This window comes from Serratia sp. CY76391 (genome assembly GCF_052166695.1).
Lineage (GTDB): Bacteria > Pseudomonadota > Gammaproteobacteria > Enterobacterales > Enterobacteriaceae > Serratia > Serratia nematodiphila.
Map to the genome: position 1 here is coordinate 782,458 of NZ_JBJNOJ010000001.1, position 22,564 is coordinate 805,021.

A 22,564-nucleotide genomic window follows, 5' to 3' on the forward strand; every position below is an offset into this window, starting at 1 on the left:
GTCCTTGAGTTTTGAAACGCGCCGAACGCCGACGAGGAGCACACGCTAACCAAAAGCCCGGCCGGAGTAAAGCGGCAGATTTGACGTTGGCCGCTTGACCTGCAAGGGGTTTTTTGACCATGCTCTGTGAAGGTCACCTCATTGAAGAGGCGACGGCGCGCACGGGAGGCGGCGGATGTTCTTGGAGCGTATCGAAATTGTAGGTTTTCGCGGCATTAACCGGCTGTCGCTGATGCTGGACGACAACACGCTGTTGCTCGGCGAAAACGCCTGGGGTAAATCCAGCCTGCTGGATGCGCTGACGCTGCTGCTGGCGCCGGAGCAGAAGCTGTATCGGTTTGAAGCGCACGACTTCCATTTCCCTCCCGGTGAGGAGTCGGCCAAAGAGCGCCACCTGCAGGTGGTGTTCACCTTCTGCGAAAAAGACATCGGCCATGCGCACCTGCCGCGCTATCGCCACCTGACGCCGCTGTGGGTCAAGGGCGAAGATGGCCTGAGCCGCATTCATTACCGCTGCGAGGGCGAGCTGGCCGACGACGGCACGGTGTGCACCTGGCGCGGTTTTCTCGACGCCGACGGCAACCCCTTTCAACTGCACCATATCGAACAACTGGCCCACGCCATTATCCGCATCCATCCGGTATTGCGCCTGCGCGACGCGCGCTTTATTCGCCGCCTGCGCCCCAGCAGCCTCGGCGATGAACGCAAACCCGATACCCAGGCGCTGGCGCAGCAGTTGGATCAGCTGACGCGCGAGCTGGTGCGCAATCCGCAGAAGTTGACCAACGGTGAGCTGCGTCAGGGGCTGGCGGCGATGCAGCAGCTGCTGGAGCACTATTTCGCCGAGCAGAGTTCACAGGTGACGCGGCCGCGCCGCCGCGGCGGTGAACCGGAGCAGGACGCCTGGCGCGCGCTGGACGGCATCAATCGCATGGTGGCCGAGCCGAACAGCCGCAGCATGCGCCTGATCCTGCTGGGGATGTTTTCCACCCTGCTGCAGGCCAAGGGCGATGTCAAGCTGGATCCCCATGCCCGGCCGCTGCTACTGGTGGAGGACCCGGAAACTCGCCTGCATCCGATCATGCTGTCGGTGGCCTGGGGGCTGCTCAATCAGCTGCCGCTGCAGCGCATCACCACCACCAACTCCAGCGAACTGGTGTCGCTGGTGCCGGTGGAGCACGTCTGCCGGCTGGTGCGCGAGTCGGGGCGGGTTGCGACCTACCGTCTCGGGCCGCGCGGGCTGAGCGCCGAAGACGGGCGGCGCATCGCGTTTCACATCCGTTTCAACCGGCCGTCGTCGCTGTTTGCCCGCTGCTGGCTGCTGGTGGAAGGCGAGACCGAAGTGTGGCTGCTGAACGAGCTGGCGCGCCAGTGCGGCTACCATTTCGAGGCGGAAGGGGTGAGGGTCATCGAATTCGCCCAGTGCGGCCTGAAGCCGCTGCTGCGCTTCGCCCGCCGTATGGGTATCGAGTGGCATGCGCTGGTGGACGGCGACGAGGCGGGCAAAAAGTACGCCAATACCGTGCGCAGCCTGCTGGACAATCATGAAGACAACGAACGCGATCGGCTGACCGCGCTGCCGGCGCCGGACATGGAGCACTTCATGTTCCGTGAAGGGTTCGGCCCGGTTTATCACCGAATGGCGTCGGTGCCGCTCAACGCGCAGATGCCGGTGCGCAAGGTGATCCTGAAAGCGGTTCACCACTCGTCGAAGCCGGATCTGGCGATTGAGGTCGCGATGCAGGCCGGTGAATGGGGCACGGACTCGGTGCCGCCGCTGCTGAAGAAAATGTTCTCACGGGTAATCTGGCTGGCGCGCGGCCGGGCGGACTGACGGCCCGCCGGGCGTTATCGGGCGCAGAAATGCGCCGCCAATCCCTGTTCCAGTTCGTCCAGCAACTGATAGCGGCGGCGATACTCGGCGCGCTTCTTGCTGGCAATCTCTTCGATCGGCTTGCGGGCGATGCGCTCGGGCAGCAGGAAATAGCCGCTGTCGAGCGGTTTGGCGCCCATCGACAGCCAGAACTGATCGTAATCGGCGTGCAGTTGGTCCTTCTTCTTACTCTGGTAACGCCAGTTTTGATAGATATGGGTAGCATTGCCGACGGCTACGATCCGGCGCATGCCGAGATGCCGAGCCAGCGTGCAAACGCCTTCCAGCACCAGACGTTTAGGGAACAGACCGTGACACTCCTTGGTGGTGTGCTGGATCTCGGCGTGCGGCACCTCATGGTTCGCGCCCTGCAGGCCGCCGATGAACAGCGTCGGCTGCTGCTGATAATGCATCAGCGCAAAGGTGATTTCCGCCAGCATCACGCCGTTGGCGTTGCGCAGCAGCAGCGTGGCTTCCCCTTCCTTATTCAGTTTGTCGATCGCCGCCAGTTCCAGCGAGATCGGCGCTTCGTTTTTGCCCATCGCGCGGGCCAGCACGAAAGGCTGTGGGCCGAGGTGGCCGAGACGCATCTTCAGCGGCATGCGCTGCACGATGAGATCGTAATGATCGCGCAGGGCGAACAAGCATTCGATCTTGCTCATGTTGGCCGCCAGGTAGGGGCGATGCAGCTTGCACGGCAGGTTCGGCTGCGCGTTCAGGATCTCTTCCAGCAGCGGGTTGCTGGCCAGGGTGCTGAGCAGGCCGCTGGTGGTGCGCCAGTTGAGCAGCGAACGGCCGAGAAACTTCAGGCGAAACGAGGTTTTTTTCCAGGCGTTGCTTGGCGCCTTTTCGCCATTGATCAGCGCCGTCATCAGTTGCCAGCCGTTAAGCGGCCGGGGGGAGGCGAGTGGGTAGCTGAGCTGTGACATGATGAAATCCTTGGCTGTGTTGAATGGCGGTATTTCATCAAGGTTTCACTAAACGGGAGTTCAATGCTGAACTGTAACCAGGCGTGTCTCCACATTGTGTTGAGCTAAGGTTTAGTTATTCCCTACGTTGCATGCTAATTTAGCTCCGCCGCCGCAATGGGCGGTGGATATTCACAAGCACAGGCAGGTCCATTTTGACAGGGTTTAAAGGACATAAACGCCGCTGGATACTCGTTCTGGCGGTGATTGCGGCGCTTGCCGCGGCGGCCGTTTGGCACTTTCGCCATCCGGCGCCAACCGATTTCAAAACGGTGAAGGTCACCCAGCGCGATCTGCAGCAGAACGTGTTGGCGACCGGCCAGCTGGACGCGGTGCGCAAGGTTGACGTCGGCGCGCAGGTCAGCGGGCAGTTGGAAAAACTGTATGTCGAGATCGGCGACAAGGTGAAAAAAGGCCAGTTGCTGGGGGTTATCGATCCGCAACAGGCGCAGAACAGCATCCGCGAAGGCGAGGCGACGCTGCGCGAACTGCATGCGCAACTGCTGCAGGCGCAGGCGGAACAGCAACTGGCGGCGGTCACGCTGCAGCGCAACCAGGCGCTGGCTAAACTGCAGGCGGTATCGCGTCAGGATCTGGATCAGGCGGCGACGCAGCTGGCGGTGAAGAAGGCGCAGGTGGGCACCATCAATGCGCAGATCGCGCGGAATCAGGCCAGCCTGGACACCGCCAAGATCAACCTGGCTTACACCCGCATCGAAGCGCCGATGGATGGCGACGTGGTGCAGATCACCACGCTGCAGGGCCAGACGGTGATCGCGGCGCAACAGGCGCCAAACATTCTGACGCTGGCGGATCTCGGCACCATGTTGGTGAAGGCGCAGGTCTCGGAGGCCGACGTCATTAACCTCAAGCCGGGTCAGAAGGCCTGGTTCACGGTGCTGGGCGATCCGACCCGGCGCTTCGACGGCGTGCTGAAAGACATTCAGCCGACGCCGGAAAAGGTCAATAACGCCATCTTCTATTACGCGCGTTTCGAAGTGCCCAACCCGGAAAGGTTGCTGCGCTTGCAAATGACGGCGCAGGTGCATATTCAGCTGGCCGGCGTTCAGCAGGCGCTGGTGATCCCGCTGGCGGCGCTGGGCGATCAGATCGCCGACAATCGCTACCACGTTTCGGTGCTGAAACAGGGCAAGGAAGAGAAGCGTGAGGTGGCCATCGGCCTGCGCAACAATATCGACGTGCAGATCCTCCGCGGGCTTGAGGCGGGTGATGAGGTGATCGTCAGCCGCGGCGGCGTGGAGGCCGGCTGATGGCGGCGCTGTTGCAGCTGAACGGCATTCGCCGCAGCTACCGTTCCGGCGAGCAGACGGTGGAGGTGCTGAAGGGGATCAGTCTGAGCATCGACGCCGGTGAAATGGTGGCGATCATGGGGGCTTCAGGCTCCGGCAAATCGACGCTGATGAACATCCTCGGCTGCCTGGACAAGCCGAGCGCCGGCGTGTATCGGGTAGCCGGGCAAGATGTGGCGACGCTGAGCGACGATGCGCTGGCGCAGCTGCGGCGCGAGCATTTCGGCTTTATCTTTCAACGCTATCATCTGCTGCCGCACCTGAGCGCGGCGCACAACGTCGAGGTGCCGGCGGTGTATGCCGGGCTGGGCAAAGCGGCGCGGCGCGAACGGGCGGAGGCGCTGTTGCGCCGTCTGGGGCTGGGGGAGCGAGTCAACTATCGGCCGAGCCAGCTTTCCGGCGGCCAGCAGCAGCGTGTCAGTATCGCCCGCGCGTTGATGAACGGCGGGCAGGTGATCCTGGCGGATGAGCCGACCGGCGCGCTTGACAGCCATTCCGGCGAAGAGGTGATGGCGATCCTTAAACAGTTGTGCGCCCAGGGGCACACGGTGATCCTGGTGACTCACGATCCGGCGGTGGCGCGTCAGGCTGAACGGATCATCGAAATCCGCGACGGCGAGATCATCGCCGACTCGCGGCCGGCACCGCAGGAGAATGCGCAGGCCAAGCCGCTGGCGCTGGCCGCCGCGGCGCCTTCCTGGCGGCAGATGGGCGGCCGTTTCCGCGAGGCGCTGATCATGGCCTGGCGCGCGATGGCGGCCAACAAGATGCGCACCGCGCTGACCATGCTCGGCATCATTATCGGCATCGCCTCGGTGGTGTCGATCCTGGTGATCGGCGACGCCGCCAAGCAGATGGTGCTGGCGGACATCAAATCCATCGGCACCAATACTGTCGATATCTATCCCGGCAAGGATTTCGGCGACGACGATCCGACCTACCGGCAATCGTTGAAATACGGCGATCTCGATGCGCTGCGCGAACAGCCTTACATCAGTGCGCTGTCGCCGAGCATCAGCAGCAGCATGCGGCTGCGCTTGGGCAACGTTGATGCGGCGGCCAACGTCAACGGCGTCAGCGAGCAGTTCTTCCGCGTGTACGGCATGAGCTTTACCCAGGGCGTCGGCATCGATCCGATGCAGGTACAGTCGCAGGCGCAGACGGTGGTGATTGACGCCAATACCCAGCGGCGGCTGTTCCCGCACCAAAAGAACGTGGTGGGCGAGGTGATCCTGGTGGGCAACATGCCGGCGACGGTGGTCGGCGTGGCCAAGGAGAAGCAGTCGATGTTCGGCAGCAGCAAGACGCTGAACGTGTGGGTGCCGTACAGCACCATGGCCAACCGGCTGATGGGCAACAGCTATTTCGATTCGATCACCGTGCGCATCCGCGACGGTTACGACAGCAAGGAAGCGGAGCAGCAACTGTCGCGCCTGTTGACGCTGCGCCACGGCAAGAAGGACTTTTTCACCTATAACATGGACAGCCTGGTGCAAACCGCGGAGAAAACCACCCGCACGCTGCAGCTGTTCCTGACGCTGGTGGCGGTGATTTCGCTGGTGGTCGGCGGCATCGGCGTGATGAACATCATGCTGGTGTCGGTGACCGAGCGCACGCGCGAGATCGGCATCCGCATGGCGGTGGGCGCCCGTTCCGGCGACGTGTTGCAGCAGTTCTTGATCGAGGCGGTGTTGGTCTGCCTGGTGGGGGGCGCGCTGGGGATTACGCTGTCGTTCGCCATCGGTCTGGCGGTGCAGTTGGTATTGCCAGGCTGGCAGATCAGCTTCCCGCCGGCGGCGTTGCTGAGCGCGTTCCTCTGTTCCACCGGCATCGGCGTGGTGTTCGGCTATCTGCCGGCGCGCAATGCCGCGCGGCTGAATCCGATCGATGCGCTGGCGCGCGAGTAAGTCACAGACATAAAAAATGCCAGTCACACGGCGGCTGGCATTTTTATCGCAGTCAGAGTCAGTGCAGCGTGATGCTGCCGGAAGCGTTTAGGACAGCGCCTCGCTTTCCACTGGCACAATAAGACTGGCATGGTTGCCTTTGGGCCCTTGATGCACGTCGAAGCTGACCTGCTGGCCCGCCTTCAACGTTCTGTAACCATCCATCTTGATTGTGGAATAATGCGCGAAAATATCTTCGCCGCCGCCGGCTGGGCAGATGAAGCCAAAACCTTTGGCGTTGTTAAACCATTTAACAGTACCCGTCTCCATGCTTTTACATCCCTCGCAACGCTATTTTAAGTGAGATGAATAACTGATTTCGCACTCGCCGTGGGCGAGTAGCAGGGTGGACAAGGGGTGGTTAAAAGACCACCAGCCACGAATTTACACTCTAGAGCAAATGATCGGGGCGTCAAGGGATCGGCTTTTGTCGGCGGGGAGCAGTTCACCAAAGTTTGAAGCAGGTAACGCTATTGCCACGATTCAGTCACAATTGGCCCGTTTTTTTGCGCACGTTACTGTGCGGCGGGACGATGGCGAAGATGATAAAATAGTAACTATCCCCACTTTGAATAACCGAAACCTGTCCCCATATCAGAGGGCAGAGCAGAGAAGATGAGCAGCGATGGGCAATAACAACGACTGGCTAAACTTTGAACACTTGGCCGAAGAAAAACAAATCGATGCGGTAAAACCGCCGTCTATGTATAAAGTTATACTTAACAACGACGATTACACACCGATGGAATTTGTGATTGACGTTCTGCAAAAGTTCTTTTCTTATGATATTGAACGCGCAACGCAACTGATGCTCACGGTCCACTATCAAGGCAAGGCGATCTGTGGTGTTTTCACCGCCGAGGTGGCGGAAACCAAAGTCGTCCATGTGAACCGGTACGCAAGGGAGAACGAGCATCCGTTGCTTTGTACGCTGGAAAAAGCCTGAATAAGGCAATCTATTGGGGAGGTGCTTATGCTCAATCAAGAACTGGAACTCAGTCTCAACATGGCTTTCGCCAGGGCGCGTGAGCACAGACACGAGTTTATGACCGTGGAGCACCTGTTGCTGGCGTTGCTGAGCAACCCTGCCGCGCGAGAAGCGCTCGAGGCATGTACGGTGGATCTGGCCGCGTTGCGCCAGGAGCTGGAAGCCTTCATCGAACAAACCACACCGACGCTGCCCGCCGGCGAAGAAGAGCGCGACACTCAGCCGACGCTCAGCTTCCAGCGCGTGTTGCAGCGCGCGGTCTTCCATGTGCAATCTTCCGGCCGCAGCGAAGTGTCCGGCGCCAACGTGTTGGTGGCCATCTTCAGCGAGCAGGAGTCGCAGGCGGCCTATCTGCTGCGCAAGCACGACGTCAGCCGTCTCGACGTGGTGAACTTCATTTCACATGGCACGCGTAAAGACGAGCCGGGCCAAGCGCCGAATGCGGAAAACCCGGTGAACGAAGAGCAGTCCGGAGGGGAAGACCGTATGGAAAACTTCACCACCAACCTCAATCAGTTGGCCCGTGTGGGCGGCATCGATCCGCTGATCGGCCGCGATCGTGAGCTGGAGCGCGCGATTCAGGTGCTGTGCCGTCGTCGTAAAAACAACCCGCTGCTGGTCGGTGAATCCGGCGTGGGCAAGACCGCCATTGCCGAAGGCCTGGCCTGGCGTATCGTGCAGGGCGACGTGCCGGATGTGATGGCGGACTGCACGCTGTATTCGCTGGATATCGGTTCACTGCTGGCCGGCACCAAATACCGCGGCGACTTCGAGAAGCGCTTCAAGGCGCTGCTCAAACAGCTGGAACAGGATCAGAACAGCATCCTGTTCATCGATGAAATTCACACCATCATCGGCGCCGGTGCGGCTTCCGGTGGGCAAGTGGATGCCGCCAACCTGATCAAACCGCTGCTGTCGAGCGGCAAGATCCGGGTGATCGGCTCGACCACCTACCAGGAGTTCAGCAACATCTTCGAAAAGGATCGCGCTTTGGCGCGCCGCTTCCAGAAGATCGATATCACCGAACCGACGGCGGAAGAGACCGTTCAGATCATCAACGGCCTGAAGGCCAAGTATGAAGCGCACCACGACGTGCGTTATACCGCCAAGGCGATCCGCGCCGCGGTGGAGCTGTCGGTGAAATACATCAACGATCGTCATCTGCCGGACAAGGCTATCGACGTGATCGACGAGGCGGGCGCCCGCAGCCGGTTGATGCCGGCCAGCAAGCGCAAGAAAACCGTCAACGTGGCCGATATTGAATCCGTGGTGGCGCGTATCGCTCGCATCCCGGAGAAAACCGTGTCGGCCAGCGACCGCGACGTGCTGAGAAACCTGGGCGATCGCTTGAAGATGCTGGTATTCGGCCAGGATCAGGCGATCGAAGCGTTGACGGAAGCGATCAAGATGAGCCGTGCCGGTCTGGGCCACGAGCGCAAGCCGGTCGGTTCCTTCCTGTTCGCCGGGCCGACCGGGGTCGGGAAAACCGAGGTCACCGTACAGCTGGCCAAGGCGATGGATATCGAGCTGCTGCGTTTCGACATGTCCGAGTACATGGAGCGGCATACCGTCAGCCGCCTGATCGGCGCGCCTCCGGGCTACGTCGGTTACGATCAGGGCGGGCTGCTGACCGATGCGGTGATCAAGCATCCGCATGCGGTGGTGCTGCTCGATGAGATTGAGAAGGCGCATCCGGACGTGTTCAACCTGCTGCTGCAGGTGATGGACAACGGCACGCTGACCGATAACAACGGCCGCAAGGCGGACTTCCGCAACGTGATCCTGGTGATGACCACCAACGCCGGGGTGCGGGAAACCGAACGCAAGTCGATCGGTCTGGTGCAGCAGGACAACAGCACCGACGCGATGGAAGAGATCAAGAAGGTGTTTACGCCGGAGTTCCGCAACCGTCTGGACAACATCATCTGGTTCAACCATCTGTCTACCGAGGTGATCCAGCAGGTGGTCGACAAGTTTATCGTCGAACTGCAGGCGCAGCTGGATGCGAAGGGCGTCTCGCTGGAAGTGAGCGACGAAGCGCGCGACTGGCTGTCGGTGAAGGGTTACGACCGTGCGATGGGCGCTCGTCCGATGGCGCGCGTCATGCAGGAAAACCTGAAGAAACCGTTGGCCAACGAGTTGCTGTTCGGTTCGCTGGTGGACGGCGGTTCCGTGAAGGTCGAGCTGGACAAGGACAAGAAACAGCTGACCTACCACTTCCTCAGCGCCGCCAAGCGCAAAGCGGACGAGGGCGCGGTGCACTAAAAGGCCGCTTTCAGGCAAAGAAAAAGCGATGCTTCGGCATCGCTTTTTTTATGGGTGAGATTCACCGTACAACAGAAACGAGTGAGCCCTCTCAGTTTACCTGCGCACCTGCAACCCGTTGTGTAACGTCGCTGCGGGGGTAAACGGAAAGGGCTCCCGAGGGATATTACATCCTCGATGCCGCCAGCGTGTGGCGCGCGGTGAGCCGATTAACGGCTACGGAAGACAATGCGGCCTTTGCTCAGGTCGTACGGGGTCAGCTCTACAGTGACTTTGTCGCCCGTCAGGATGCGGATATAGTTTTTACGCATTTTACCGGAGATGTGTGCGGTTACCACGTGCCCGTTTTCCAATTCAACGCGGAACATGGTGTTCGGCAGCGTATCAAGAACGGTGCCCTGCATTTCAATATTGTCTTCTTTGGCCATCGAATCCTCTAGGTCTAACTACCTTAGTTTTTAACCGGCAAGATAATGCCGAAAAACCCCCATTATGTAAAGATGTGTCGGTGAACATTGCACCGTTTCCACCAATTAGTTTGCTGGGCAGGGCGGTTCAACCGGCTGTGGGGATATGACTTGCGGCGCCCAGCACGCCGGTGCCAAAGGCCGCCGTTGAAGGGTGCTGAGCTGCTGCAAAAATTGACGGCGCGGAATTTCACGCGCGCCAAGGCGGGCAGTGTGAGCGTTCAGCACCTGGCAGTCAATCAATTCCCCGCCATAAGCGGCAAAATGGCGGCAAAAGGCCATCAATGCGCATTTTGAGGCGTTGGTGACGCGGCTGAACATCGATTCGCCGCAGAACAACGCGCCTTGCGCCACGCCATACATGCCGCCGACCAGTTGATCATCCTGCCATACCTCCACCGAGTGCGCATAGCCGAGGCGATGAAGATGTTGATAGGCGCGCTGTACCTCCGGGCCGATCCAGGTGCCTTCATCCGGCCGGTGGGCGCAGGCGGCGATCACCGCGGCGAAGTCGTGATTAAGCGTGATGCGAAACGGATCGTGGCGCAGAAAGCGTTTCAGGCTGCGGTTGAGATGAAACTCGGCCGGGAACAGCACCGCACGCGGATCGGGTGACCACCACAGAATCGCTTCCCCCGGCGAATACCAGGGGAAGATGCCGCGCTCGTAGGCTGCCAGCAGCCGTGGCGCCGTCAGGTCGCCGCCGATCGCCAGCAGGCCGTTGGGATCGCGCAGGGCGCCCTCAGGCGAGGGAAACGCCAGCGACTGAGGGGAAAGCTTAACGATGCGCATACAGGGTTTCTGCGTCCTCTACGGGCCGATTACGGCGCCAGGTTGCTGATACGGTTGCGAAAGCGGGCATAGCGGCCCTGCTGGCGCATTAGGGCGGCGTGATCGCCCTGTTCGACAATTTGGCCGTCATCCATTACGCAAATGCGATCGAGATGCTCCAGGCCGTACAGGCGGTGCGTCACCAGGATCAGCGTCTTGCCCTGACAATGCCGGCGCAGCAGCGCCAGGATCTGCTGCTCGGTCTCGGCGTCCAGCCCTTCGGTCGGTTCGTCAAGCAACAGCAGCGGGGCAGGGTGCAGCAGCGCGCGGGCGATGCCCAGTCGGCGCTGTTCGCCGCCGGACAGCTGCCGGCCGCCTTCCCCCAGCCAGGCGTTCAGCCCGCCGTCGCTGTCCAGCAATTTGCCGAGCCCCACCTGCAGCAGCACGTCACTCAGGCGAGCGTCGCCGGCATCCGGTGCGGCCAGCCGCAGGTTTTCCCGCAGCGTATCGCTGAAGATATGCACTCGCTGGCTGACGACCGTGGTCATCCGACGCAGCGTGGTTTCATCATAATCCTCCAGCGGTTCGCCGTTGAGCAGAATTTTTCCGCCGTCGGTGCGCCAGGCGCGGGTCAGCAACTGCAGCAGGGTGGACTTGCCGCAGCCGGTGCGGCCGAGCAAGGCGATGTGTTCGCCGGCTGCCACCTCGAGCGTGACGTCGCGCAGTACCGGCTGCGGCTGATCGGGGTAGGTGAAACTCAACTGCCGCAGGCTAAGCTGAGCCCGGTCGGCGGCGGCCGGACCGGTGGCAGGGAAGGTGACCTCCGGCTGGCGATCGATGATCTGTTTGACCCGCGTGGCGGAGGCGATCACCTGGCCGAGGTGCTGGAAGGCGCCGGCCACCGGCATCAGCGCTTCGAACGACGCCAGCGCGGCGAAGACAAACAGCGCGATCAGCGCGCCGGGTTGGGTATCGCCGCCGATGCCGGCGGCGGTCAGCCACAGCAGCAGCGTCACCGTCAGCCCGCTGGCGAGGATCATCAGCGCCTGCGCCTTGCCGCTCAGCGAGGCCTGCTGCCACTGGCGGCGTTGCCACAGCTGTTCGGTGGCGTTCAGCGTCTGGCGGAAGTCGTTGACGGCGCCGAACACCACCAGCTCCGCCTGCCCCTGCAGCCAGGCGGTCAGGTCGGTGCGGTATTGGCCGCGCAGGGCGGTAAGCTGGCCGCCGATCGGTTTGCCGGCGCGATAGAACACCGGCGGCACCAGCAGCAACAGCAGCAACAGTATGCCGCCCAGCGTCAGGGCGAGCGCAGGATCCAGCCAGCTCAGGCCGTAGGTGACCACCAGGATCACCACCGCCGCGCTGATCAGCGGCGAGATCACCCGCAGATAAAGGTGATCCAGCGTGTCCACGTCCGCCACCAGGCGATTGAGCAGGTCGGCCTGGCGGAAACGGGCGATGCCGCCCGGCGTCAGCGGCAGGATCTTGCTGAAGGTGAACACCCGCAGGTGCGACAGCACGCGGAAGGTGGCGTCGTGGCTGACCACACGCTCGGCGTAGCGCCCGGCGGTGCGGAAGATCGCCGTGCCGCGCACGCCGGCGGCCGGCAACATATAGTTGAAGGTCAGCAGGCCCGCCAATCCGGCCAGCGAAGAGGCGGCCAGGAACCAGCCGGAGAGCGCCAGCAGGCCGATGCTGGCCAGCAGGGTGACGATCGCCAAAAGGATGCCCAGGCTAATCAGCAGGCTATGGCGGCGATACAACGCCAAAAACGGCAGCAAAACGCGCATGATTAAAGCTCCCCGCGGCGGTGGGCGATCAGAGTGGCGAACAGGCCCGGCTGGGCGCTGAGGGTGGCGTAATCGCCCTGTTGCACGATGCGCCCGTTATCCATCACCCAAATCTCATCGTAGTCTTCGGTATCTTCCAACTGGTGCGTCACCAGCAGGGTGGTTTGCTGATGCGAAGCGGCATTCAACGCCTGCATCACCCGTTGTTCGCTATGGGCATCGAGGCTGGCGGCCGGTTCATCCAGCAGCAGCAAGCGGCGCTGGCCGATCAGCGCCCGGGCGACCACCACGCGCTGCGCCTGGCCGACCGACAGGCGGGCGGCGTTGTCGCCCACTTCGGTGTCGAGCCCCTGCGGCAGATACGGTAACAGTTCGCTGACGTAGGCGAGCTCCACCGCCTGCTGCAGCTGTGCTTCGTCGGCCTGCGGGCAGCCCAGCAGAATATTGGCGCGCAAGGTTTGCGCCGGCAGATGCGGGTTTTGCCCTACCCAGCTCAACTGTTGCCTCCAGTTTTCTGCGGACAGTTCACGCAGCTCGATGCCGTTGACGGTCAACGACCCACGGTAGGGCAGGAAGCCGAGCAGCAGATTGAGCAGCGAACTTTTGCCGGCGCCGCTCAGCCCGACCAGCGCCACGCGCTGTTGCGGTTGCAGGGTGAAACTCAGCGGCCCGGCCAGCAGCACGCCGTTCGGCGACAGGATTTCCAACGCGTTCGCCTGCAGCGTCAGCGGTTGATCGGCGGGCAGCTGCCGCGTGCCGTTGCCCATCTGCTCGCCTTCGGCGCTGAGGAAGGTTTCCAGCGCTTCCGCCGCGCCGACCGCCTGCGCCTTGGCATGGTAGAAGGTGCCGAGATCGCGCAGCGGTTGGAAAAACTCCGGCGCCAGAATCAGCACCAGAAAACCGGAAAACAGCGTTACGCCGAGGCCGTAGCTGCCGAAATTGAGTTCGCCGAGGTAGGAAAAACCGAAGTACACCGCCACCACGGCGATGGAAATCGAGGCGAAGAACTCCAGCACGCCGGAAGAGAGGAAGGCCATGCGCAGCACTTCCATGGTGCGGCTGCGGAAGTCTTCGGAGGACTTGGCGATCTGCGCGGTTTCGGCCTGCGCGCGGTCGAACAGCCGCAGGGTGTCCAGGCCGCGCAGGCGATCGAGGAAGTTGCCGCTCAATCGCGCCAGTGCCACGAAGTTGCGGCGGTTGGCATCGGCGGCCCCCATACCGACCAGCGCCATGAACAGCGGGATCAGCGGCGCGGTCGCCAACAGAATCAAACCGGCGGCCCAATTGATCGGGAAAACAGCGATCAGGATCAGCAGCGGGATGAAGACCGCCAGATACATCTGCGGCAGATAGCGCGAGTAATAGTCCTGCATATCCTCGATCTGCTCGACGATGATGCTGGCCCAACTGCCCGCCGGTTTGCCCTGGATCCAGGCCGGGCCGAGCTGCTGCAGCTTATCCAGCACCTGCTGGCGCATGCGCTGACGGATCACCTGGCCACACAGGAAACCGACCCGTTCCCGCAGCCAGCTCAACAGCGCCCGCAATGCGAACGCGGCGGCTAGCCAGATAAACGAAGGGAGCAGCTGTTCGCGTGGGGTATGTTCGATGATCAGGGCGTGCAGCAGACTGGCCAGCAGCCACGCCTGCGCCACGATCAGCAGGCCGCTGAACAACCCCAACAGCATGGAAAGGCGCAGCCAACGCTGCGCCAACGAACTCTGGGTTTTAAGCCAACGGGTTAACTGTTGCTGTCTGGTTTTTTTCATCAGATATGCGTCTGCGTCGCCGGTGCCCGTTTGTTACAGGCTGGGTTAACGTACTGTTAAATAATAGTGTTTGGCGCAATCGGCGACAAACAAGCGAGGTCCCATGTTACCTCGTCACCCGGCAGACTGAAAATAATAAAGCGGCCAAATGTGGCTATAACAGACGCGGGAAGGAGAGTGCGGAGGGGGGAAACAAAAAAAGCGGCCCGAGAGCCGCTTTTTGCTGATGGGGGGAAAGTCTTAGCAGACTTCTGCGCCGGCGATGCCGTCCAGGTAACGTTCTGCGTCCAGCGCCGCCATACAGCCGGTGCCGGCGGAAGTGATCGCCTGGCGGTAGACGTGATCCATTACGTCGCCTGCGGCGAAGACGCCGGGGATAGTGGTTTGGGTCGCATTGCCGTGAATGCCGGACTGTACCTTGATGTAGCCGTTTTCCAGCTCCAGCTGGCCGCCGAAGATGCCGGTGTTCGGGCTGTGGCCGATAGCGATGAACACGCCGGCCAGTTCCAGTTCACGGGTTTCGTTTTCCGCTTTGGTGCTGCGGATGCGCACGCCGGTCACGCCCATTTCATCGCCCAGCACTTCGTCCAGCGTATGGTCGGTGTGCAGCACGATGTTGCCGCTTTTCACTTTTTCCATCAGCCGGTCAATCAGGATCTTCTCCGAGCGGAAGCTGTCGCGACGGTGGATCAGGTGAACCTCGGCGGCGATGTTGGACAGGTACAGCGCTTCTTCAACTGCGGTGTTGCCGCCGCCGACCACCGCGACTTTCTGGTTGCGGTAGAAGAAACCGTCGCAGGTCGCGCAGGCGGAAACGCCTTTGCCCTTGAAGGCGTCTTCGGAAGGCAGGCCAAGGTAGCGGGCGGAGGCGCCGGTCGCGATGATCAGCGCGTCGCAGCTGTATTCGCCGCTGTCGCCGAACAGGCGGAACGGACGCTGCTGCAGATCGACGCTGTTGATATGATCGAAGACGATTTCAGTCTGGAACTTCTCCGCGTGCTCGCGCATGCGCTCCATCAGCGCCGGGCCGGTCAGGCCTTCGGCGTCGCCCGGCCAGTTTTCCACTTCGGTGGTGGTGGTCAGCTGGCCGCCTTGCTCCAGACCGGTGATCAGCACCGGATTCAGGTTGGCGCGCGCCGCGTAGACGGCGGCGGTGTAACCGGCCGGGCCGGAGCCCAGAATCAGTAATTTGCTATGTTTAGCCGTGCCCATGAATAACCTCTTTATTCCACAATGGCGGACAATGAAGCCGATTGTAGGGAAAATGGCGCAGTAAAAAAAGCGCCGGGCGACGTTGTTAACGATTTGTATGATAGTTGTCGCCTATTAATGCACCCGCTGTCGGCAAATCGTACGCCGAACGCAGAAATTTACCTTATCAAAGCCGCATTCGGCCGCTGAATCGCCAACCGTACAAAAACGGCGCATTCTGCGACTTCAGCCGCTCCCCGCCGGGGGTTATCTGCCAGCGATTCATAACCAAAAATGGGATGCAGACTTTTCGTGGCGGTACGTTGTTCTGATTTTGCTTCTTTTACTTTGACAATCCGCTGCGCATTTGCGAAAACATCATAGGAAGAAGAAATTATCCCCGTAACACCAGCAAATCGTACGTATTTGCGCCGCGAGGCGGCAATGCGCGATGGGTGTGCGGAGCAGAGCGCGCAAGCGTTTGCTGATTTTTTCTCGACCTAAACGTCGTTACCTGCATCGCGCGGGGTTGGACAGACAGGCTGCGCGGCGTGGAATGATGGTAGTGAAGAAGCATATGACAGGCATCGGGTCTTCGCTTGGAACGAACCCTTACACATTGACGTTGGCTAGGGTGTGGCAAGTGCACGGAAGAAAATAAGAGAGACAATAATAATGGCAGACAACAAGAAACGCCCGGGTAAAGATCTTGACCGTATCGACCGCAACATCCTGAATGAGCTGCAGAAGGATGGGCGTATTTCGAACGTCGAGCTTTCGAAGCGCGTGGGGTTATCCCCGACACCATGTTTGGAACGCGTGCGCCGTCTCGAGCGCCAGGGTTTCATTCATGGCTATACCGCATTGCTTAACCCGCATTATCTGGATGCGTCCCTGCTGGTTTTCGTGGAGATCACGCTGAACCGCGGTGCGCCGGATGTGTTTGAGCAATTCAACTCGGCAGTGCAGAAGCTTGAAGAGATTCAGGAGTGTCATCTGGTTTCCGGCGATTTCGACTACCTGTTGAAAACCCGCGTACCGGACATGTCGGCTTACCGCAAATTGCTGGGCGAAACCTTGCTGCGTTTGCCGGGGGTTAACGACACCCGTACCTACGTAGTGATGGAAGAAGTGAAACAGAGTAACCGTCTGGTTATCAAAACACGGTAAGGTGCAGGTGCAAAACCTGATTAAATTGGTTACACTCCTGTTTATTCATACAGTTTCGGCGCCGGGGCAGTTTCTCGGCGCTGTTGCTATGTCAGCTAACAGGAACCTGGAGAGCCTTTCTTGAGCCAGGAATATACAGAAGATAAAGAAGTTACCCTGAAAAGACTCAGCAGTGGCCGGCGTTTGCTGGAAGCTGTGCTTATCGTGGTAGCGATTTTTGCCGTTTACCTCATGGCTGCGTTGGTCAGTTTCAATCCGTCTGACCCAAGCTGGTCGCAGACCGCGTGGCATGAGCCGATTCACAATCTGGGCGGCGGTGTCGGGGCCTGGTTGGCCGATACGCTGTTCTTCACCTTCGGGGTGCTCGCCTACGCGATACCGCCGATCATGCTGGTCCTGTGCTGGGCGGCTTATCGCCAACGCAGCAACAGAGACTACATCGACTATTTCGCGCTTTCCCTGCGCCTGATCGGCACCCTGGCGTTAGTGCTCACCTCCTGCGGGCTGGCGGCGCTGAACGTCGACGATCTCTATTACTTCGCTTCCGGCGGCGTGATCGGCAGCCTGCTGAGCAACGCCATGTTGCCGTGGTTCAACGGCATCGGCGCTACGCTGGCGCTGCTGTGCGTATGGGCGGCGGGGTTGACGCTGTTTACCGGCTGGTCCTGGCTGGTGATCGCCGAGAAGATCGGCGGGGCGGTGCTGGGCGTCGCGACGGTGATGACCAATCGCTCACGTCGCGAAGAGCGCTATTTTGAGGATGACGAGCGTTACGTCGACGACGAGCCTGAGCAGGCAGGGAAGGGCGCCGCTGCAGCGGTTGCCGCGACCGCCGCCGGAGCCGCGGCCGCCGATGACGACGTGCTGTTCTCCGCGCCTTCGGTCACCGAAAGCGCCAAAGCGGCGGCAGAAGACGCCGCCGATCCGTTGCTCAGCGGCCTGCGCGCCGACGATGGCGAGCTTGAAGCAGAAGCCGCATCCATCGCGCCGGCGGCTTCACCTGCACCGGCGGTGAAGGCAGAGATCCATGAGCCCGTTGCAGCGCCGATCGCCACACAGGCGCAGTCGGTGACGGTGGCGCCGGCCGCGCCGGCCTCTGTCAATCAGCACCCGGTGAGCACCCCGGCGCAAGACGCTACGCCGCCGCTGTATTCCTTCGAGATCCCGGAAGAAACGCCCGCGCCTAAGGCGACGCGTCCTGTCGATCCTTATCAGGATGACGATGAGCCGCGCCTCGGCAACTGGCAAGAGCCGGCCGCGCCGCAGCCGCCGGCGCGTTCTCCCTTTGATTTTACCGCCGCACAGCGTGACAGCGTCGACATCGGCAGTTCGAGCGGTTTCAGCGCCACCGGTGCCAAACCGCAGCCGGATACGGCGGCAGCCGCTGCTGCTGCAGGTGCCGCCGCGGCGACCTTTATGCCGGCCTTCACGGCGACCAGCGACGACAATCCGCAGGTTAAGCAGGGCATCGGCCCTGAACTGCCGCGGCCGAACCCTGTGCGCATCCCGACCCGTCGCGAACTGGCGTCCTACGGCATCAAGCTGCCTTCGCAGCGTGCGGCCGAACAGGAGCAGCGCCAGACAGAGGCGGAGCCTCAGCAGCCGGCGGCGGTGAACCCGCAGGAAGAAGAGGCGCTACAGGAAGCCGCGCTGCGTCAGGCGTTTGCCGAGCAGCAAAGCCAGCGCTATGGCGAAAGCTACGCGCCTGAGCAACAAGATGACGAGAGCGCATTGCAGGAAGCCGAGCTGAGCAAGGCGTTTGCCGAGCAGCAGCACCAACGCTACGGCGAAGGCTATCAACAGGACGACGAAGAGGCGCAGCAAGAGGCCGCGCTGCGCCAGGCGTTCGCCGAGCAGCAGCAGGCGCGCTACGGCCAGCAAGCACCTGCTCCGCAGGCACCGGCCACCAGCCCGATCGATACCCGCAATGCTTTCAGCTTCTCGCCGATGGCGGATCTGGTGGACGATGGCCCGAGTGAGCCGATGTTCACGCTGTCCCCGCAGCTTGAAGAGCGCATTGAACAGCAAAGCGAGCAAGAGGACGATGTGCCGTTCGGTCAGTTTGAGCCTGTGGCGCCTGCGGCTCAACCTCAGCAATCGCATCAGCCGCCTCAACAATACCAACAGCCTCAGCCGCAGCAATACCAGCAGCCGCAACAGCAGTATCAACAGCCGTCGCAGCCGCAATATCAGCAGCCGCAGCAACCGGCGCAGCAGCAGCCTCAGCAAGCTCAGGCCGAGCAACATCCGGCGATGGACAGCCTGATTCACCCGTTCCTGATGCGCAACGATCAGCCGCTGCAGAAACCGACCACGCCGCTGCCGACGCTGGATCTGTTGACCGAAGCGCCGAAAGAGGTGGAGCCGGTCGATTCCTTCGCGCTGGAACAGAAGGCGCGCCTGGTGGAGGCCAGCCTGGCCGATTACCGCGTGAAAGCCGACGTGGTGGACATCCTGCCGGGGCCGGTCATCACCCGCTTCGAGCTGGATCTGGCGCCGGGCGTTAAAGCGGCGCGCATTTCCAACCTGTCGCGCGATCTGGCGCGCTCGCTGTCGACTTCGGCGGTGCGCGTGGTGGAAGTGATCCCCGGCAAGCCTTATGTCGGTCTGGAGCTGCCGAATGCCAAACGGCAAACGGTGTATCTGCGCGAAGTGCTGGATTGCCCGGCTTTCCGTGACAATCCGTCGCCGCTGTCCATCGTATTGGGTAAAGACATCTCCGGCGAACCGGTAGTGGCCGATCTGGGCAAAATGCCGCACTTGCTGGTCGCCGGTACCACCGGTTCCGGTAAGTCGGTCGGGGTCAACGCCATGATCCTGAGCATCTTGTATAAGGCCACGCCGAAAGAAGTGCGTTTTATCATGATCGACCCGAAAATGCTGGAGCTGTCGGTTTACGAAGGCATTCCACACCTGTTGACCGACGTGGTCACCGACATGAAAGACGCCGCCAACGCGCTGCGCTGGTGCGTGGGTGAAATGGAACGCCGCTACAAGCTGATGTCAGCTCTGGGCGTGCGTAACCTGGCCGGCTACAACGAGCGCGTCGATCAGGCCGAAGCGATGGGGCGTCCGATCCCGGATCCATTCTGGAAGCCGACCGACAGCATGGACATCACGCCGCCGGTGCTGGAGAAAGAGCCGTACATCGTGGTGATGGTCGACGAATTCGCCGATCTGATCATGACGGTGGGCAAGAAGGTCGAAGAGTTGATCGCTCGCCTGGCGCAGAAAGCGCGTGCGGCGGGTATCCACCTGGTGCTGGCGACCCAGCGTCCGTCGGTGGATGTGATCACCGGCCTGATCAAAGCCAACATCCCGACGCGTATCGCCTTTACCGTGTCGAGCAAGATCGACTCTCGTACCATCCTCGATCAGGGGGGCGCCGAGTCCTTGCTGGGCATGGGTGATATGCTTTATCTGGCGCCGAACTCCTCGATCCCGGTGCGCGTACATGGCGCATTCGTGCGCGATCAGGAAGTGCATGCGGTGGTCAAGGATTGGAAAGCGCGCGAGCGGCCCCAATATAAAGAGGGCATTCTCAGCGGCGGTGAAGACGGCGAGGGCGGTGCCGGCGGCGGCATGGACGGCGACGAAGAGCTGGATCCGCTGTTTGACCAGGCGGTGGATTTCGTGGTGGATAAACGCCGCGCCTCCATCTCCGGCGTACAGCGCCAGTTCCGTATCGGCTACAACCGCGCGGCTCGCATCATCGAACAGATGGAGGCGCAGGGCATCGTCAGTGAGCAGGGGCATAACGGCAACCGCGAGGTGCTGGCGCCGCCGCGGCACGATTGATGGTCGTTTAGCCATTGCAATTCAATAAGAAAGGGCCGCTTAAGCGGCCCTTGTGCAAAGAAGCGTAAACCCGTTTCTTCTCGGAACATTGGCCTACCGGCCGATCGCCGGCTTCAGGTAAAGTAACGGGAGTAAAGGGTTGATTGACCCGCACGGCGTCGCCCTGCGGTTAACGCATTTCATAAGGTATCTGGAATAATGAAAAAACTGTTAGTTGCCTGCTGTCTGCTTTCGGGATTCGCTTCTACCTCCGTGCTGGCCGATGCCGCACAGGATCTGCAAAGTCGCCTGGCGAAGGTGAACAGTTTCCACGCCAGCTTCTCGCAAACCGTGACCAGCGCCGAAGGCGCCGCGGTGCAACAGGGTGAAGGTGAGCTGTGGGTGAAGCGGCCGAACCTGTTCAACTGGCACATGACCTCACCCGATGAGAGCGTGCTGGTCTCCGATGGCCAAACCCTGTGGTTTTACAACCCGTTCGTCGAGCAGGTGACGGCGACCTGGTTGAAGAACGCCACCGGCAATACGCCGTTTATGCTGATCACCCGCAATAATGCCAGCGACTGGAAACAGTACAACGTGAAGCAAAAGGGCGATGATTTCGAATTAACGCCAAAATCCGCCAGCGGCAACCTGAAGCAATTCGCCATCAGCGTGACCAACAGCGGCACCATCCGCAGCTTCGCCGCGGTGGAGCAGGATGGCCAACGTAGTTCTTATACGCTGAAAAGCCAGCAGAACGTTGCCGCCGATCCGGCCAAATTCAAATTTACCCCGCCGAAGGGGGTGACGCTGGACGACCAGCGCCAGTGAGGTGCAAGTGAGTAATAATCTGTCGCTCGATTTTTCCCAGAACGAGTTCCAGCCGTTGGCCGCGCGCATGCGGCCGACCACGCTGGCGCAGTATATCGGCCAGCAACACCTGCTGGCCGCCGGCAAGCCGCTGCCGCGCGCCATTGAGGCCGGGCAACTGCACTCGATGATTTTATGGGGGCCGCCGGGTACCGGGAAGACGACGTTGGCAGAGCTGATCGGCCGTTATGGCCAGGCGGATGTCGAACGGATCTCCGCCGTGACCTCCGGCATCAAGGAGATCCGCGAAGCGATCGAGCGGGCGCGGCAAAACCGCGACGCCGGCCGCCGCACCATCCTGTTCGTCGACGAAGTGCACCGCTTTAACAAAAGCCAGCAGGACGCTTTCCTGCCGCACATCGAAGACGGCACCATCACCTTTATCGGCGCCACCACCGAAAACCCGTCGTTCGAACTGAACTCGGCGCTGCTGTCCCGCGCCCGCGTTTATCTGCTTAAGGCACTGACCGCCGAAGATATCGGCCAGGTGCTGGATCAGGCGATGAGCGACAAGGCGCGCGGCTTTGGCGATCAGAACGTCGAGCTGCCGGCGGAAACGCGCCGCCTGCTGTCGGAGTTGGTGGGCGGCGATGCGCGCCGGGCGTTGAACAGCCTGGAAATGATGGCGGACATGGCGGAGATGGACGCCAAAGGCGTGCGGGTGCTGACGCCGCAGTTGCTGAAAGAGGTGTCGGGCGAGCGCAGCGCGCGCTTCGACAACAAGGGCGACCGTTATTACGACCTGATTTCCGCGCTGCATAAATCGGTGCGCGGTTCGGCGCCGGACGCCGCGCTGTATTGGTATGCGCGCATCATTACCGCCGGCGGCGATCCGCTCTATGTGGCGCGCCGTCTGTTGGCGATTGCCTCTGAAGACGTGGGCAACGCCGATCCGCGCGGCATGCAGGTGGCGATCGCCGCCTGGGATTGTTTTACCCGCGTGGGGCCGGCGGAGGGCGAGCGCGCCATCGCGCAGGCGATCGTCTATCTGGCCTGCGCGCCGAAGAGCAACGCGGTTTACACCGCGTTCAAGGCCGCCATGCGCGACGCCAGGGAGCAGGCCGATTATGACGTACCTGAGCACTTGCGCAACGCGCCGACCAAGCTGATGAAGGAGATGGGGCTGGGGGCGGAGTACCGTTACGCCCACGACGAACCCAACGCCTACGCCGCCGGCGAGAACTACTTCCCGCCCGAAATGGCCCATACGCGCTACTACCAACCGACCTCGCGCGGGCTGGAAGGGAAAATCGGCGAAAAGTTGGCATGGCTGGCTGAGCAGGATCAAAATAGCCCGACAAAACGCTACCGCTAGCGTGGCCGTTGCGGTAAGGTTAGCGGGTATCACTCTTCTTTTATGCGGCTATAAATCAGCCGCATAGAACAACAACACTTCTTTCAATAACAAC

Annotated in this window: 16 protein-coding genes; 9 read left to right on the forward strand and 7 right to left on the reverse strand. The window is 61.3% G+C overall.

The window, feature by feature from the left end; all coding sequences use genetic code 11:
* The first annotated feature begins 175 nt into the window (after nucleotides 1–175).
* On the forward strand, nucleotides 176–1,834 hold the full coding sequence (locus tag ACJ8PN_RS03970; RefSeq protein WP_171453694.1) for an ATP-dependent endonuclease: 1,659 nt from the start codon (nucleotides 176–178) through the stop codon (nucleotides 1,832–1,834).
* 14 nt (nucleotides 1,835–1,848) lie between these two features.
* Here ACJ8PN_RS03970 and ACJ8PN_RS03975 read toward each other — a convergent pair whose 3' ends face one another.
* Nucleotides 1,849–2,802 carry a VirK/YbjX family protein gene (locus tag ACJ8PN_RS03975; RefSeq protein ID WP_442534628.1) on the reverse strand — a complete coding sequence of 318 codons (954 nt, stop codon included), beginning with the start codon at nucleotides 2,800–2,802 and terminating at the stop codon, nucleotides 1,849–1,851.
* Between the two features lie 194 nt (nucleotides 2,803–2,996).
* Here ACJ8PN_RS03975 and macA point away from each other — a divergent pair, with 194 nt between their 5' ends.
* On the forward strand, nucleotides 2,997–4,112 hold the full coding sequence (macA, locus tag ACJ8PN_RS03980; protein ID WP_346593367.1) for a macrolide transporter subunit MacA: 1,116 nt from the start codon (nucleotides 2,997–2,999) through the stop codon (nucleotides 4,110–4,112).
* On the forward strand, nucleotides 4,112–6,058 hold the full coding sequence (macB, locus tag ACJ8PN_RS03985; protein WP_048322702.1) for a macrolide ABC transporter ATP-binding protein/permease MacB: 1,947 nt from the start codon (nucleotides 4,112–4,114) through the stop codon (nucleotides 6,056–6,058). The genes macA and macB overlap by 1 nt, the downstream gene beginning before the upstream one ends.
* A gap of 87 nt (nucleotides 6,059–6,145) precedes the next feature.
* On the opposite strand, the gene cspD is transcribed toward macB, so the two are convergent.
* Entirely contained in the window at nucleotides 6,146–6,367 is a 222-nt protein-coding gene (gene cspD, locus ACJ8PN_RS03990; protein ID WP_004928349.1) for a cold shock-like protein CspD, read from the reverse strand.
* A 355-nt stretch (nucleotides 6,368–6,722) separates the two neighbouring features.
* Here cspD and clpS point away from each other — a divergent pair, with 355 nt between their 5' ends.
* Together clpS and clpA are read left to right on the forward strand one after the other, a co-directional pair.
* On the forward strand, nucleotides 6,723–7,043 hold the full coding sequence (gene clpS, locus ACJ8PN_RS03995) for an ATP-dependent Clp protease adapter ClpS (protein ID WP_004928347.1): 321 nt from the start codon (nucleotides 6,723–6,725) through the stop codon (nucleotides 7,041–7,043).
* Nucleotides 7,044–7,070: 27 nt separating this feature from the next.
* The gene (gene clpA, locus ACJ8PN_RS04000) at nucleotides 7,071–9,350 is read left to right on the forward strand and encodes an ATP-dependent Clp protease ATP-binding subunit ClpA (RefSeq protein ID WP_171453696.1); all 2,280 of its coding nucleotides are present in this window, start codon (nucleotides 7,071–7,073) and stop codon (nucleotides 9,348–9,350) included.
* Between the two features lie 209 nt (nucleotides 9,351–9,559).
* Here the strand turns inward: clpA and infA are convergent, their stop codons facing one another.
* From infA to trxB, 5 genes are all read right to left on the reverse strand, one after another.
* Nucleotides 9,560–9,778: a translation initiation factor IF-1 gene (gene infA / locus ACJ8PN_RS04005; protein WP_002211347.1), complete on the reverse strand. Its 219-nt coding sequence runs from the start codon at nucleotides 9,776–9,778 to the stop codon at nucleotides 9,560–9,562.
* Nucleotides 9,779–9,883: 105 nt separating this feature from the next.
* Nucleotides 9,884–10,609 (reverse strand): leucyl/phenylalanyl-tRNA--protein transferase, encoded by a 726-nt coding sequence (aat, locus tag ACJ8PN_RS04010; RefSeq protein WP_004928340.1) that lies wholly within the window; start codon nucleotides 10,607–10,609, stop codon nucleotides 9,884–9,886.
* Nucleotides 10,610–10,638: 29 nt separating this feature from the next.
* A complete protein-coding gene (cydC, locus tag ACJ8PN_RS04015) occupies nucleotides 10,639–12,378 on the reverse strand; it encodes a heme ABC transporter ATP-binding protein/permease CydC (protein WP_442534629.1) in 1,740 nt (579 codons plus the stop codon).
* 2 nt (nucleotides 12,379–12,380) lie between these two features.
* Nucleotides 12,381–14,147: a heme ABC transporter permease/ATP-binding protein CydD gene (gene cydD / locus ACJ8PN_RS04020; RefSeq protein WP_442534630.1), complete on the reverse strand. Its 1,767-nt coding sequence runs from the start codon at nucleotides 14,145–14,147 to the stop codon at nucleotides 12,381–12,383.
* Between the two features lie 240 nt (nucleotides 14,148–14,387).
* Nucleotides 14,388–15,359 (reverse strand): thioredoxin-disulfide reductase, encoded by a 972-nt coding sequence (trxB, locus tag ACJ8PN_RS04025; RefSeq protein ID WP_004928321.1) that lies wholly within the window; start codon nucleotides 15,357–15,359, stop codon nucleotides 14,388–14,390.
* 654 nt (nucleotides 15,360–16,013) lie between these two features.
* Here trxB and lrp point away from each other — a divergent pair.
* The 4 genes from lrp to ACJ8PN_RS04045 all read left to right on the forward strand — a co-directional run bounded on the left by lrp (nucleotide 16,014) and on the right by ACJ8PN_RS04045 (nucleotide 22,470).
* Nucleotides 16,014–16,508 carry a leucine-responsive transcriptional regulator Lrp gene (gene lrp, locus ACJ8PN_RS04030; RefSeq protein ID WP_004928318.1) on the forward strand — a complete coding sequence of 165 codons (495 nt, stop codon included), beginning with the start codon at nucleotides 16,014–16,016 and terminating at the stop codon, nucleotides 16,506–16,508.
* A gap of 120 nt (nucleotides 16,509–16,628) precedes the next feature.
* Nucleotides 16,629–20,306, forward strand: coding sequence for a DNA translocase FtsK 4TM domain-containing protein (locus tag ACJ8PN_RS04035; protein ID WP_442534631.1), 3,678 nt, complete (start codon nucleotides 16,629–16,631; stop codon nucleotides 20,304–20,306).
* 198 nt (nucleotides 20,307–20,504) lie between these two features.
* Nucleotides 20,505–21,116, forward strand: a complete 612-nt coding sequence (lolA, locus tag ACJ8PN_RS04040; protein WP_004928303.1) for an outer membrane lipoprotein chaperone LolA — start codon at nucleotides 20,505–20,507, stop codon at nucleotides 21,114–21,116.
* Between the two features lie 67 nt (nucleotides 21,117–21,183).
* Complete coding sequence (locus ACJ8PN_RS04045; RefSeq protein WP_351106857.1) at nucleotides 21,184–22,470, forward strand: replication-associated recombination protein A; 1,287 nt, start codon at nucleotides 21,184–21,186, stop codon at nucleotides 22,468–22,470.
* The last annotated feature ends 94 nt before the right edge of the window (nucleotides 22,471–22,564 follow it).

What these genes read in the sequence shown, in the direction of transcription:
- ACJ8PN_RS03970 (WP_171453694.1), top strand. Translation starts at nt 176, where the DNA reads ATGTTCTTGGAGCGTATCGAAATTGTAGGTTTTCGCGGCATTAACCGG.
- trxB (WP_004928321.1), bottom strand. Translation starts at nt 15,359, where the DNA reads ATGGGCACGGCTAAACATAGCAAATTACTGATTCTGGGCTCCGGCCCG.
- ACJ8PN_RS03975 (WP_442534628.1), bottom strand. Translation starts at nt 2,802, where the DNA reads ATGTCACAGCTCAGCTACCCACTCGCCTCCCCCCGGCCGCTTAACGGC.
- aat (WP_004928340.1), bottom strand. Translation starts at nt 10,609, where the DNA reads ATGCGCATCGTTAAGCTTTCCCCTCAGTCGCTGGCGTTTCCCTCGCCT.
- ACJ8PN_RS04045 (WP_351106857.1), top strand. Translation starts at nt 21,184, where the DNA reads ATGCGGCCGACCACGCTGGCGCAGTATATCGGCCAGCAACACCTGCTG.
- lrp (WP_004928318.1), top strand. Translation starts at nt 16,014, where the DNA reads ATGGCAGACAACAAGAAACGCCCGGGTAAAGATCTTGACCGTATCGAC.
- cydC (WP_442534629.1), bottom strand. Translation starts at nt 12,378, where the DNA reads ATGCGCGTTTTGCTGCCGTTTTTGGCGTTGTATCGCCGCCATAGCCTG.
- macB (WP_048322702.1), top strand. Translation starts at nt 4,112, where the DNA reads ATGGCGGCGCTGTTGCAGCTGAACGGCATTCGCCGCAGCTACCGTTCC.
- clpA (WP_171453696.1), top strand. Translation starts at nt 7,071, where the DNA reads ATGCTCAATCAAGAACTGGAACTCAGTCTCAACATGGCTTTCGCCAGG.
- cspD (WP_004928349.1), bottom strand. Translation starts at nt 6,367, where the DNA reads ATGGAGACGGGTACTGTTAAATGGTTTAACAACGCCAAAGGTTTTGGC.
- lolA (WP_004928303.1), top strand. Translation starts at nt 20,505, where the DNA reads ATGAAAAAACTGTTAGTTGCCTGCTGTCTGCTTTCGGGATTCGCTTCT.
- clpS (WP_004928347.1), top strand. Translation starts at nt 6,723, where the DNA reads ATGGGCAATAACAACGACTGGCTAAACTTTGAACACTTGGCCGAAGAA.
- cydD (WP_442534630.1), bottom strand. Translation starts at nt 14,147, where the DNA reads ATGAAAAAAACCAGACAGCAACAGTTAACCCGTTGGCTTAAAACCCAG.
- infA (WP_002211347.1), bottom strand. Translation starts at nt 9,778, where the DNA reads ATGGCCAAAGAAGACAATATTGAAATGCAGGGCACCGTTCTTGATACG.